Annotated in this window: 13 protein-coding genes and 1 rRNA gene; 3 read left to right on the forward strand and 11 right to left on the reverse strand. The window is 71.1% G+C overall.

From position 1 onward, the window contains the following. Positions 1 to 196: 196 nt before the first annotated feature. Entirely contained in the window at positions 197 to 472 is a 276-nt protein-coding gene (locus ACIPPM_RS17680; protein WP_401448415.1) for a glutaredoxin family protein, read from the reverse strand. 136 nt (positions 473 to 608) lie between these two features. Here ACIPPM_RS17680 and ACIPPM_RS17685 point away from each other — a divergent pair, with 136 nt between their 5' ends. The 3 genes from ACIPPM_RS17685 to ACIPPM_RS17695 all read left to right on the forward strand — a co-directional run bounded on the left by ACIPPM_RS17685 (position 609) and on the right by ACIPPM_RS17695 (position 4,094). Further along, the gene (locus ACIPPM_RS17685; protein ID WP_401448418.1) at positions 609 to 1,535 is read left to right on the forward strand and encodes an HAD family hydrolase; all 927 of its coding nucleotides are present in this window, start codon (positions 609 to 611) and stop codon (positions 1,533 to 1,535) included. Between the two features lie 295 nt (positions 1,536 to 1,830). After that, positions 1,831 to 2,610 carry an ECF subfamily RNA polymerase sigma factor, BldN family gene (locus tag ACIPPM_RS17690; RefSeq protein WP_401448420.1) on the forward strand — a complete coding sequence of 260 codons (780 nt, stop codon included), beginning with the start codon at positions 1,831 to 1,833 and terminating at the stop codon, positions 2,608 to 2,610. A 245-nt stretch (positions 2,611 to 2,855) separates the two neighbouring features. After that, entirely contained in the window at positions 2,856 to 4,094 is a 1,239-nt protein-coding gene (locus ACIPPM_RS17695; RefSeq protein WP_401448423.1) for a DUF5667 domain-containing protein, read from the forward strand. Between the two features lie 62 nt (positions 4,095 to 4,156). Here ACIPPM_RS17695 and ACIPPM_RS17700 read toward each other — a convergent pair whose 3' ends face one another. The 10 genes from ACIPPM_RS17700 to rrf form a co-directional block, all read right to left on the reverse strand. Continuing rightward, entirely contained in the window at positions 4,157 to 5,173 is a 1,017-nt protein-coding gene (locus ACIPPM_RS17700; protein ID WP_401448425.1) for a lysophospholipid acyltransferase family protein, read from the reverse strand. Positions 5,174 to 5,187: 14 nt separating this feature from the next. Further along, positions 5,188 to 6,249: an NAD-dependent epimerase/dehydratase family protein gene (locus ACIPPM_RS17705; RefSeq protein WP_401448428.1), complete on the reverse strand. Its 1,062-nt coding sequence runs from the start codon at positions 6,247 to 6,249 to the stop codon at positions 5,188 to 5,190. A 154-nt stretch (positions 6,250 to 6,403) separates the two neighbouring features. After that, entirely contained in the window at positions 6,404 to 6,502 is a 99-nt protein-coding gene (locus tag ACIPPM_RS17710) for a 30S ribosomal protein bS22 (RefSeq protein WP_003948845.1), read from the reverse strand. Between the two features lie 133 nt (positions 6,503 to 6,635). Continuing rightward, on the reverse strand, positions 6,636 to 6,848 hold the full coding sequence (locus ACIPPM_RS17715; RefSeq protein WP_004984898.1) for a helix-turn-helix domain-containing protein: 213 nt from the start codon (positions 6,846 to 6,848) through the stop codon (positions 6,636 to 6,638). 129 nt (positions 6,849 to 6,977) lie between these two features. Further along, the gene (locus ACIPPM_RS17720; protein WP_401448430.1) at positions 6,978 to 7,793 is read right to left on the reverse strand and encodes a phosphatase; all 816 of its coding nucleotides are present in this window, start codon (positions 7,791 to 7,793) and stop codon (positions 6,978 to 6,980) included. A gap of 89 nt (positions 7,794 to 7,882) precedes the next feature. Further along, positions 7,883 to 9,055 carry an acetoin utilization protein AcuC gene (locus ACIPPM_RS17725; RefSeq protein WP_401448432.1) on the reverse strand — a complete coding sequence of 391 codons (1,173 nt, stop codon included), beginning with the start codon at positions 9,053 to 9,055 and terminating at the stop codon, positions 7,883 to 7,885. Then, positions 9,006 to 10,211 carry an MFS transporter gene (locus ACIPPM_RS17730; RefSeq protein ID WP_401448435.1) on the reverse strand — a complete coding sequence of 402 codons (1,206 nt, stop codon included), beginning with the start codon at positions 10,209 to 10,211 and terminating at the stop codon, positions 9,006 to 9,008. The genes ACIPPM_RS17725 and ACIPPM_RS17730 overlap by 50 nt, the downstream gene beginning before the upstream one ends. A gap of 85 nt (positions 10,212 to 10,296) precedes the next feature. After that, positions 10,297 to 11,028 carry a VC0807 family protein gene (locus ACIPPM_RS17735; protein ID WP_401448437.1) on the reverse strand — a complete coding sequence of 244 codons (732 nt, stop codon included), beginning with the start codon at positions 11,026 to 11,028 and terminating at the stop codon, positions 10,297 to 10,299. Between the two features lie 92 nt (positions 11,029 to 11,120). After that, the gene (locus ACIPPM_RS17740; RefSeq protein ID WP_401448439.1) at positions 11,121 to 11,765 is read right to left on the reverse strand and encodes an HAD family hydrolase; all 645 of its coding nucleotides are present in this window, start codon (positions 11,763 to 11,765) and stop codon (positions 11,121 to 11,123) included. An 81-nt stretch (positions 11,766 to 11,846) separates the two neighbouring features. Then, a 5S ribosomal RNA gene (gene rrf / locus ACIPPM_RS17745) occupies positions 11,847 to 11,927 on the reverse strand; the annotation flags it as partial.

Consider the following 11,927-nt stretch of genomic DNA (forward strand, 5'->3'; position numbering starts at 1 on the left):
CCGGACCGCCCCGTCGACATGAAGGCTATGCCTTTGTGAACGTGTGCACAAAGATGGTGTCCGATTTGCCCGGCCAACGTGACCGGGGTCACGCATGCCCGTTCCGGGCCCCTACCTGGGGTAGAAACCCGCACACTCACCGCGAATCCAGCCCCGCGGGCCCCTCGTGTTCCCCCTCCGCTCCCCTTCCGTACCCTCATCCGCCGGTCAGCGCCCGGCGCAGCCGTCCCTCGTCGACCCGCCAGAAGGTGTGCTGCTCGCCGTCGACCAGGACGACCGGGATCTGCTCCCAGTAGCGGTCGTGCAGTTCGCGGTCCCCGGTGATGTCCCGGCCCTCCCAGGGCACGCCGAGTTCCCCGCAGACCTTCTCGACCACTCTCTGCGCGTCGTCGCACAGATGACAGCCGGGCTTGCGGACCAGAGTGACCAGCCGCTCCTGGGGGGCGGCCTTGCGCCGGAAGAGGGGACTCATACGGACCATTCTCCCGCCTTCCCCCACCCTCCCTCCCCGTATCTCCCCGCCGCCGCGCCCGTGTGGTCGCCGAGAGTTCACATCCTCCGAACCTCTCGGCTCCGGAACCGCCGAACGGACTGGCTATGCTCACGCCATGGCCGCTCTTGGATGGCTCACCCCCCGTAGGCGCTCCGCCACGGCGCGGAGCGTGTTGGCAGGCGAGGCTTCCGCCGAGGCCGCCCGCAAGTCCTCACAGGAACAGACGGAGCCCGCCGGTGCCGAGCGGGAACCGGAGTTCCCCGTGCTCGGCGACGAACGGGCCGCCGCGTTCTTCGATCTCGACAACACCGTGATGCAGGGCGCCGCGCTGTTCCACTTCGGGCGCGGTCTGTACAAGCGGAACTTCTTCGAGACCCGCGACCTCGCCCGGTTCGCCTGGCAGCAGGCGTGGTTCCGGCTGGCCGGGGTCGAGGACCCCGAGCACATGCAGGAGGCCCGCGACTCGGCCCTCTCCATCGTCCAGGGCCACCGCGTGGCCGAGCTGGAGACGATCGGCGAGGAGATCTACGACGAGTACATGGCCGACCGGATCTGGCCCGGCACCCGCGCGCTCGCCCAGGCCCACCTGGACGCGGGGCAGAAGGTGTGGCTGGTGACGGCGGCCCCGGTGGAGATCGCCCAGGTCATCGCCCGCCGCCTCGGCCTCACCGGCGCGCTGGGCACGGTCGCGGAGTCCGTCGACGGCGTCTACACCGGCCGCCTGGTGGGCGAGCCGCTGCACGGCCCGGCCAAGGCGGAGGCGGTGCGGGCACTGGCCGCCGCCGAGGGGCTGGACCTGTCGCGCTGCGCCGCGTACAGCGACAGCCACAACGACATCCCGATGCTCTCACTGGTCGGCCACCCCTACGCGATCAACCCGGACACCAAGCTGCGCCGGCACGCCCGCGACAAGGACTGGCGGCTGCGGGACTACCGCACCGGCCGCAAGGCCGCGAAGGTCGGCATCCCGGCGGCCGCCGGTGTCGGCGCGGTGGCGGGCGGCACGGCCGCGGCGATCGCCCTGAGCCGCCGCCGCCGCTGAGCCGGGCACGGTCCCGTACGGGTCCCGCGCGCCCGAATTATGCATCTCGCCCTCGAACACGCCTCAGCTTTCACAGAAAACAGCCCAGTTTCGATCAACAGTCGATCAGGTTCGGCAACTTGAACAGTCGTCAATCGCTAACACAGGCGACCTAATCGACGATTTGAGCAACTGGGTGTAGCAGGGTCTATACGAAGCGTTATTCTCCTCAGACGCAAACCGGTACCCCTCCGTCGCTACGACGGGTGAAAGGGCCCGCACTGCACGTGATGGAAGCTCTGCCTCTGGGAGTCCCGTGTACCCACACGTCGGGGTTGACGCCTCGGGCCTGGCTACGCTGCGCGCAACGGTCGCGACGGTCAAAGACGCGCTGCGCGGCCTCGTCCCCACCGCGCACACCGTCCCCGCCTTCGCCGGCGCCGCGCCCCTGGGCCCGTGCTACGCACTGGCCGAACGCGGCGCGGCCGTCGGCAGACGAGCCCGCTCCACGGGCGCGCCCGCCGCCCGCCGCCCGGCCGCGGACAGTGACAGCGCCCGGATGATGGACCTGGTCGAACGCGCCCAGGCCGGAGAGGCCGACGCGTTCGGCCGCCTCTACGACCAGTACAGCGACACCGTGTACCGGTACATCTACTACCGGGTGGGCGGCAAGGCCACCGCCGAGGACCTGACGAGCGAGACCTTTCTGCGCGCCCTGCGCCGGATCGGCACCTTCACCTGGCAGGGCCGCGACTTCGGCGCCTGGCTGGTGACGATCGCCCGCAACCTGGTCGCCGACCACTTCAAGTCCAGCCGCTTCCGGCTGGAGGTCACCACCGGCGAGATGCTCGACGCCAACGAGGTCGCGCGCTCCCCCGAGGACTCCGTCCTGGAGTCGCTCTCCAACGCCGCGCTGCTGGACGCGGTGCGCCGCCTCAACCCCCAGCAGCAGGAGTGCGTGACGCTCCGCTTCCTCCAGGGCCTGTCGGTCGCCGAGACCGCGCGGGTGATGGGCAAGAACGAGGGCGCCATCAAGACCCTCCAGTACCGGGCCGTGCGCACCCTCGCCCGGCTCCTCCCGGAAGACGCACGCTGACCCCGGCCGCCCCGCGACGCAGAGCGACGCCCAACTCACGCTTCGTGAAAGCGAGTTGGTTTTGCGATCCGGCGGCCCGTCGTCCGTAACCCAAGTGCCGAGCCGCTCGTTGTGCGGGATACAGGCTCCCTGTGGTCACGTTCTGGCCCACTTGATCCCTCGATCGGGTGGATGTGGCCATGGGCGTGCAACCCTCAGGAGACCCCCTGGGGAGTCGACCGTCATGACGAGAGGAGGTGCCGCCAGTGATTGCGAACGTATCGGCGCACCGGCGGGCGAACGCCTTCGCCCAGGCCCTGGAGGAACAGTCCGACCGGGCCACGGCGGCCGAGCACGCGCACCGGGCGGGACCACCGCCCACCGAGGACAGATCCGGACAGGGCGAGCTGCTGGCCCTGGCCGAGGGCCTCGGTGAGCTGCCCAAGCCGCAGCTGGACCCGGAGGTCAAGGTCGTCCAGCGGGCCCAGCTGGTGGCCGCGATGGAGGCCATGCTCCAGGACGGCACCCTGGGCGCGGCCGCTCCGGCGGTACCCGGACAGCGTTCCCCCGGCCGCGGCGCACACCGGGCGAGCCCGCTGAGCAAGCTGCGCCCGAGGTCCCGGCTGGCCAAGGGGCTCACCGCGGGCGGGCTCAGTGTGGGCGTGGCCGCCGGTGCCTTCGGCGGAGTGGCGGCCGCCAGCTCCGAGGCGCTGCCCGGCGATTCGCTGTACGGACTCAAGCGCGGCATCGAGGACTTCCAGCTCAACTACCTCAGCGAGGACGACGGCGAGCGCGGCCAGGCGTATCTGGACCATGCCTCCACCCGCCTCAACGAGGCCCGCAGGCTGATGGAGCGCGACCGGAGCGGACAGCTGGACCACGAGTCCATCGGAGAGATCCGCCGCACCCTCTCCGGCATGCGCAACGACGTCACCGAGGGCCACCGCCTGCTCCACGCGGCCTATGAGGCGGACCCCGACTCGCTCGGCCCGATCCAGGCGCTCTCCGCGTTCTCCCGCTCGCACCGCGAGGTGTGGAGCACGCTGAGCGACCGGCTCCCGCTGCAGCTCGGCGATGTGAAGGACGAGGTCTCCTCGGTCTTCGACGCCATAGACGAAGAGGTCGCCCCGCTGGAGTCGCTGCTGCCGAAGCCGCCCGCCACCAAGGGCGACGACGGCCAGAGCGGCGAGCGTCCCGGCGTGGTTCCGACCGGCTCCGCGGGCACCCACCGGTCCGGCTCCCCGAGCACCGGTGGCACCCCGTCGGCGGAGAAGGACAGCAGCCCCGGCACCCCCAGCGGCTCCGCCACCGGCGACAGCGGTGACGGACTGCTCGGCGGCAGCACGGGCGGTCTGCTGGACCCGCCGAAGACCGGTGGCTCCGAGGGCGGTTCGCCGTCCGCGGGCAAGTCGTCCACCCCGCCGGGCAAGCCGGACGTCACCCTGCCGCCGCTCCTGCCGGGCCTGCTGCCCGGCCTGGGCATCGACAGCAAGGACGCCGAGTAGGCGTTGAGCGCGTACGACAGTGGGGCGCCCCCATCCGAGCGGGGGCGCCCCACTGTCGTTGCTCAGAAGAACACCGAACGCCGCTGCACCAGCAGCTTGTACAGCGTGTGCTGGATCTGTTCGCGGACCTGGTCGGTGAGGTTGAACATCAGCATCGGGTCCTCGGCCGCCTCCGGCGGATAACCGTCCGTGGGGATCGGCTCGCCGAACTGGATGGTCCACTTCGTCGGCAGCGGGATCGCCCCGAGCGGCCCGAGCCAGGGGAAGGTCGGGGTCAGCGGGAAGTACGGGAAGCCCAGCAGCCGCGCCAGCGTCTTGGCGTTGCCGATCATCGGGTAGATCTCCTCGGCGCCGACGATCGAGCACGGGATGATCGGCGCCCCCTGCCGCAGCGCGGTGGAGACGAACCCGCCCCGGCCGAACCGCTGGAGCTTGTACCGCTCGCCGAACGGCTTGCCGATCCCCTTGAACCCCTCCGGCATCACCCCGACCAGCTCGCCCTGGCCGAGCAGCCGTTCGGCGTCCTCGGTGCAGGCGAGGGTGTGACCGAGCTTGCGGGCCAGCTCGTTGACGACCGGCAGCGCGAACACCAGGTCGGCCGCGAGCAGCCGCAGATGCCGTCCGGCCGGATGCCGGTCGTGCACGGCGACCTGCATCATCAGACCGTCCAGCGGCAGCGTCCCGGAGTGGTTGGCGACGATCAGCGCGCCGCCCTCGGCCGGGATGTTCTCGATGCCCTTCACCTCGACCCGGAAGTACTTCTCGTACACCGGGCGCAGCAGGGACATCAGGACCTGGTCGGTCAGCTCCTCGTCGTACCCGAAGTCGTCGACGTCGTAGTCCCCGGTGAGCCTGCGGCGCAGGAAGGCGAGGCCGCGCGCGACGCGCTGTTCGAGGGCGTCGCCCGTCTCACGCGTACGTTCCCCGGCCGGGGGTTCCTCGTCGCGGGCGCCGCCTCTGGTGGGCAGCGGCTGGACCTGGGCGGGGCGGCCGCCCGTGCTGCGGCGGCGCTGCGGCCGCTGCCCCGCGCCCCCGCGGGACCGGTCGTCGTCGAACGGAATGACCTTGGCGTCCGCCATCGTTGCCGCTCTCCTCAGTTGGCGCCGGGCCGCGGCACACGGGCACCGCTCCCGGCGGTCAGCACGGCGACCCGGTCGACGGCCTCCGCGAGGGTCCCGGGCGGCAGCAGCCCCGGACCCTGTCCGCGCGCGAAGTCCGCGAACGTCTCCGCCGTCGTGTACGTGGGCGCGAACCCGAGGGTGTCGCGCATCTGGCCGGTCTCGACGACCCGGCCGTGGGTGAGCAGCCGGATCTGCTCGGGTGAGAAGTCCGTCATACCGAGAGTACGCACCAGCGACCCGGCCCAGGTGACCGCGGGCAGCGGCAGCGGCACGGTGGGCCGGCCGAGCCTGCGCGAGGCTTGCGAGAGCAGCAGCACTCCGTCCCCGGCGATGTTGAAGGTGCCGCTGTTGAGGGTGCCCCGGCGGGGTTCGTGCGAGGCGATCCGCAGCACCTCGATCACGTCGTCCTCGTGCACGAACTGCAGCCGGGGGTCGTAGCCGAACACGGTCGGCAGGACGGGCAGCGCGAAGTAGGAGGCGAGCGGGGTGTCCGCGGTGGGGCCGAGGATGTTGGCGAACCGCAGCACGCACACCGCGACATCGGGGCGGCGCCGGGCGAACCCGCGTACATACCCCTCGACCTCGACGGCGTCCTTGGCGAAGCCGCCGCTGGGCAGCGACTTGGCGGGGGTGGTCTCGGTGAACACGGCCGGATCGCGCGAGGCGGAGCCGTAGACGTTGGTGCTGGACTTCACCACCAGCCGCTTGACCGCCGGTGACTTCTGGCACGCGCCGAGCAGCTGCATGGTGCCGATGACATTGGTCTCCTTGACCGTGGCCCGGCTGCCGCCACCGAGCGCGGTACCGGTCACGTCCATGTGGACGACCGTGTCGGCGCCGGTCTCGGCGAGCACGCGGGCGACGGTCGGCTGCCGGATGTCGGCCTGGATGAACTCCGCGCCACCGAGATCGTGCGCGGGCGGTACGGCGTCCACGGCGATCACCCGGTCCACCTCCGGGTCCCGCTGGACGCGCCGCACGAACCGGCCGCCGAGCTGCCGGGCGACTCCGGTGACGAGCACGACCTTTCCCAAGACCAGCGCCTCTCTTCCGCGTCCACGTCCGCGTTCCCCGTGTGCGGCCAACCTATCGGGTGGATGTCACCGGAAGGTGACCCGGACATGCCGGTGGCCCCCCGCCCTTGTCGGACGGGGGGCCACACGGGGACGCGTCTGCGCGCGGTGCCGCTTACTTCTTGTTGCGGCGCTGAACGCGCGTGCGCTTCAGCAGCTTGCGGTGCTTCTTCTTGGCCATCCGCTTGCGCCGCTTCTTGATAACAGAGCCCACGACTACCCTCGCTCACTTCTCATGACTCGGTTGCTGGGCGCCATGGGCCCATACGACCTACGAGGGGTCAGCCTACCCGCCCGAGCGCCGTGGTCGTAATCGAGGGGTTGTTCCGGGATCTTCCGGACCGCCGTCAGGCCGTTTCCACCCCCACGTAGCTCTCACGGAGGTACTCGTGAACCGCTTGCTCGGGGACGCGGAAGGACCGCCCCACCCGGATCGCGGGCAGATGACCGCTGTGCACCAGCCGGTACACGGTCATCTTCGACACTCGCATCACCGAGGCGACTTCCGCCACGGTGAGGAACTGGACCTCGTTCAACGGCCTCTCGCCTGCTGCAGCCATGACACACCTGAACCTTCCGCACTCGACGGCCACCGGCTTCCCCTTCCGGTGACTCTTCGTCGTTGCGTGCTCACTCCCCAGACTAGGGGCGGGTGATGCGAATGGGGAAGAGGTGTCCCCATCGGCGGCCTACTGTGACAGACAGGCTCGTTTGAGTACGTAGCGGGTGAGCGGGCGGTAGTGACCAGACCGTACGGCGTCATCAAGCGGAACGACGACGGACACCGTCCCCTCGGCCTCGCCGACGAACGGCGCGGGGTCGTCGGAGTCGGCCAGCCCGATCGCCTCGAACCCCAACTGACCTGCACCGCAGATCCATCCGTGATCCCCGACCACCAGCCCGGGCAGCGGCCCGCCGGACTCCGCGGCGGCCGCCAGCGCGAGCCGAACCGGGAGCGGGGAATGGCTGTGCGCACCCGGCTCACCACCCCGGCGCCCGCTCGCCGGTTCCCGCACCAGGGCAACCCCTCGTACGTAGTCGAGGTGGTGCGTGCGTAGACCGAACCGGGTCAATATGTCGACACAGCGACCCTGCGCGGGGGTGAGAATCTCACATCCCGCCGCCGACACCGCGTCCGCGAGCGCGGCGTAGAACCCCAGGAGCTGCCGCGGATGCCCGGTGCCGAACAGCACGGGCACCCCCCGCCGGGCCGCGCCGGCGATCGCCCCCGCGAAGGCGTCCAGCGCGGCGAGCGTCCGCTCCGGGTCGATCACGTCCCGGCCCGAAGTATGCGACGGATCGGCCGAGACCCCGCACCGGTCCGCCATCAGATCGAGCAGTTCACGCTGCCCCCAGGAGCGTTCGGGATCGATCCCGATCAGCGCGCGGGGGTCGCGCGCGGCGAACAGCCGGTAGTTGCGGAGGCTGTCCTCCCGCGTGGTGGCGACCTCACCGGCGAGGTGGGCAGCCAGCAGGTGCGCGCGCAGGGCACCGGTGTCCGACACGGGTGCGATCGTGGCCCATCGGGCGGGCGCCCGGAGGCGGAACGGGCAAAGACCGCACGGTTGGCGTAACGACTACGCGCCGCGCCGGTTCAGGCCAGGAGCCCCCGCAGTGGGAACGCCGAGCGCCGGGTGGCCAGCACCGCCTGGTCGAGCCGGTCAGCGGGGTCGTACCCGGACTCCCAGGCCGCGTACCCCACCGGCCACCGCCCGTCCGTCATCCGCTGCGGCCCCAACTGCCGTGTCCGCGCGTACACTTCCTGCCGCCAGCCCTCCGGGATCACTGTCTCCGGCGCGATCTCCCGCCCGGCCGCGATCGCCACCAGATGCGTCCACGATCTCGGCACCACGTCCACCACTGCGTACCCGCCGCCGCCCAGCGCCAGCCACTTGCCGTCCGCGTGGGTGTGCGCCAGCTCATGGCAGGCCACCTGCACCGCGCGCTGCGCGTCCAGCGAGACCGCGAGATGCGCGAGCGGGTCCTCGAAGTGCGTGTCCGCGCCGTGCTGCGACACCAGCACCTGCGGCCGGAACTCCGCCAGCAGCTCCGGCACCACCGCGTGGAACGCCCGCAGCCACCCGGCGTCCCCGGTCCCGGCGGGCAGCGCCACGTTCACCGCCGAACCTTCCCCCGCTCCGGCACCCGTCTCCTGCGGCCATCCGGTCGCCGGGAACAGCGTCCGGGGATGCTCGTGCAGCGACACCGTCAGCACCCGGGGGTCCTCCCAGAACGCCGCCTGCACCCCGTCCCCGTGATGCACGTCGACATCCACATAGGCGACCCGCTCGACACCCAGCTCCAGCAGCCGGGCGATGGCGAGCGCCGCGTCGTTGTACACACAGAACCCGGACGCCCCGCCCGGCATCGCGTGGTGCAGCCCGCCCGCGAAGTTCACCGCGTGCAGGGCGTCCCCCCGCCACACCGCCTCGGCCGCCGCCACCGACTGCCCCGCGATCAGCGCGGACACCTCGTGCATCCCGGCGAACGCCGGATCGTCGACCGTCCCGAGCCCGTACGAACCGTCCGCCGCGCCCGGGTCCGCCGACGCGGCCCGCACCGCGTCGATGTAGTCCTCCCGGTGCACCAGCCGCAGCGTCGACTCCCCGGCCGGCTTGGCCGCGACGATCTCCAGCTCCCGGTCGAGGCCGAGGGCCGCCACCAGCTTCCGGGTCAGCTCCAGACGCACCGGGGCCATCGGATGGTCCGGGCCGAAGTCATAGCCCGTTACTGCCTCGTCCCACATCAGCTGTGCGCGGCCGCTCATGCCCGCCACCGTATCGGTCGCCCCCGGACGCGAACGACCGGGCGTACACCGTCGTCACCAGCACGAGCACCATCGGTACGAGCATCGCGCCCCGGTAGCTCCAGGCGTCCCCGAGCGCCCCCACGAGCGGCGAACCGACCAGGAAACCGACGTAGTTGAAGATGTTGAGCCGCGCGATCGCCGCGTCGGACGCCCCCGGGAACAACCTGCCCGCCGCCGCGAACGTCTGCGGCACCAGCACGCACAGCCCGATCCCCAGCAGAGTGAACCCGAGCATCCCCACCCACGCCCCCGGCGCCACCGCCACCACCGCGAACCCGCAGGCCGCGACCAGCGCGCCCAGCCGCACCACCGCCACGGCCCCGAACCGCCGCACCCCGAGATCCCCGACGGCCCGCCCCACCAGCGTGGTCACCATGTACACGTTGTAGGGAACGGTCGCCAGCTGCTCCGACCCGCCCAGCACGTCCTTCACGTACTTCGCGCTCCAGTTGGAGACCGTCGAGTCCCCGATGTACGCGAACGTCATCACCAGACACAGCGGCAACAGCACCCGGAAGGCGACCCCCTTGGCCTCGCCCACCCCTGCCGGCTCCGCCTCCCCGTCGACGTACCACCGGCTCCCCACCAGCACCGCGGGCAACAGCACCACCACGACCGGGAGATACGACACCCACAGCGTCAACTCCCCGTGTGCACCCACCCAGGCGAGCGACGCCCCGAGGATGCCGCCCAGACTGTACGCCGCGTGGAAGCTCAGCATGATGCTGCGCCGGTAGGCCCGCTGGAGACTCACCCCGAGCATGTTCATGGAGGCGTCCAGCATCCCCACGGACAGCCCGAACACCCCCAACGCCACGGCCAGCTCGGCCACTTGATCCCCGGCCCCGACGCCGAGCAGCGCCAGCAGCACCACCGGCTGGGACCAGCGCAGCATCCGGCTGGGCCGCACCCGGCGCACCAGCCGCTCGGTCGTCACACTCCCGACCCCGGCCAGGATCGGCACGGCGGCAAGGAAGACGGGCAGCAGCGCGTCGGAGACCCCGTACCGCTCCTGCACGGCCGGGATGCGCGTCACCAGCAGGGCGAAGGCGACGCCCTGCACGAAGAAACCGAACGCCAGCGAGGCCCTGCCACGCCGCAGCACGTCAGTCATGGCGGCGAGCGTAGGGCCCCGGCGGTGCGCTGAACAGATCCGGCCAAAGATGAGTTGTGCTCATCTTCGGCCGGAGAGCGTGCAATCAGGCCGCGACCCGCTCCCGGCCGACCGCCTCGGGCCCGGCGGCCTCCTCGCCCAGCATCCGCTGCATCGGCGCCACCGCGACCGCACCACTGACCACGAAGGTCACCACCATCATCACGGCCACCAACACCCCACCGAGCCACACCATCGTGTCGACGGGAACGGTGTACGCGCCCACCACCCGCGCCCCGCACTCGAGGAGCAGCGCCACACCCCACACGAGGGAGAACGCCCGCTCCCGGCGCCGGAAGTCGGCGGACCCGGCAGCGCTTCCCGAGGTGAGCCGCTGCCAGGCACCCGCCCTGGCGGCATCCCCTTTCACCAGGAAGGGCTTCATCCCCTCGGTCATCATCGGGCGCCCGAGGGCGACGGAGACCAGGATGCCGATGGCGACGGTGCTGCTGACCGCCCCGTCCTTGGCGAGCATCAGCCTCGGGTCCCCGGAGACGAAGCTGAGCGCCAGCCCGACCACGTTCACGGTCAGGATGAGCAGCGCGAGCCCATTGGCCGACCGCTCCCGCGCCAGACTCCACAGGGTCCGCAGCGCGGGCCCCACACTGCTCCAGGCGAGCGCGGCGAACGTGCTCATCCCGAAGGCTTCCCTGAAGACGTAGTACGAGCCGAGCGGCAGCGCGACGTCGATGAGCAGCGGCCTGAAGTTGTCCAGCGTGCTCGGCCCACGCCGCTGGTCCTGGCCCTGGTTCTTCGCGTCCTTCGCGTTCTTCGTCATGCCCTCAGCCTCGCGGCCGAGGGGCCCTCGCCGACAGAAACGAACGTCCGGAGACCGGCATGACATCCGTCAGGCCCGCCCGTCGACGAGGATCACACCAGCAGGTCAGCCAACTCGCCCATGCCGGCGAACAGTTGGGTGGCGTCCGCGAGCTTCTCCGGCGGGGTCATCGCGGTGAACCCGTACACGTCCATCCCGGCCGCCCGAGCCGCCTGTACGCCCAGCGGAGAGTCCTCCACGACGAGGCACCGCTCGGGGGCGACGCCCATCCGCTGTGCCGCGTACAGGAACAGGTCGGGGGCGGGCTTGCCCCGGCCGACGTCCTGCGAGCTGAAGATGCGGTCGTCCTGGAACCACCGGTCGAGCCCGGTCGCCCGGTGCCCGACCCGAATCCGCTCATGACTCCCGGAGGAGGCCACGCAGTACGGCGTCCCGTCGGCGGCGAGCTTCTCCAGCACTCCTTCGACACCGGCCACGGGCCGCAGCTCCTCCTGGAAGGCGGCGAACACCCGCGCGTGGAAGACGTCGTCGAACTCCGCGGGCAGCCGCTCTCCCGTCCGCTCCAGCACCAGGTCGTGCACGCGGTGCAGGGCGGCCCCCATGTAGTCCCGGACGGAGTCCTCGTACGTCGTCGGGTGTCCCAGCTCCGTCAGATAGGCGGCGAGGTGCCGGTTGGAGATCGGCTCACTGTCCACCAGGACACCGTCGTTGTCGAAGAGGATGAGGTCGTAGCGCATATCTCCGACCCTAAATGACGGGAAATGGTCCGGAACGCAGAAAACCCCCGCACCAATGGTGCGGGGGTTTCCCTAAAAATTGTTCGGCGGCGTCCTACTCTCCCACAGGGTCCCCCCTGCAGTACCATCGGCGCTGTGAGGCTTAGCTTCCGGGTTCGATAT

Origin of the sequence: Streptomyces sp. NPDC090119, assembly GCF_044747085.1 — a bacterium.
In the GTDB taxonomy this organism is placed as follows: Bacteria; Actinomycetota; Actinomycetes; order Streptomycetales; family Streptomycetaceae; genus Streptomyces.

Coding starts and splice junctions, on each gene's coding strand:
- ACIPPM_RS17735 (WP_401448437.1), bottom strand. CDS start 11,028: ATGACGAAGAACGCGAAGGACGCGAAGAACCAGGGCCAGGACCAGCGG.
- ACIPPM_RS17740 (WP_401448439.1), bottom strand. CDS start 11,765: ATGCGCTACGACCTCATCCTCTTCGACAACGACGGTGTCCTGGTGGAC.
- ACIPPM_RS17685 (WP_401448418.1), top strand. CDS start 609: ATGGCCGCTCTTGGATGGCTCACCCCCCGTAGGCGCTCCGCCACGGCG.
- ACIPPM_RS17725 (WP_401448432.1), bottom strand. CDS start 9,055: ATGAGCGGCCGCGCACAGCTGATGTGGGACGAGGCAGTAACGGGCTAT.
- ACIPPM_RS17680 (WP_401448415.1), bottom strand. CDS start 472: ATGAGTCCCCTCTTCCGGCGCAAGGCCGCCCCCCAGGAGCGGCTGGTC.
- ACIPPM_RS17715 (WP_004984898.1), bottom strand. CDS start 6,848: ATGGCTGCAGCAGGCGAGAGGCCGTTGAACGAGGTCCAGTTCCTCACC.
- ACIPPM_RS17700 (WP_401448425.1), bottom strand. CDS start 5,173: ATGGCGGACGCCAAGGTCATTCCGTTCGACGACGACCGGTCCCGCGGG.
- ACIPPM_RS17730 (WP_401448435.1), bottom strand. CDS start 10,211: ATGACTGACGTGCTGCGGCGTGGCAGGGCCTCGCTGGCGTTCGGTTTC.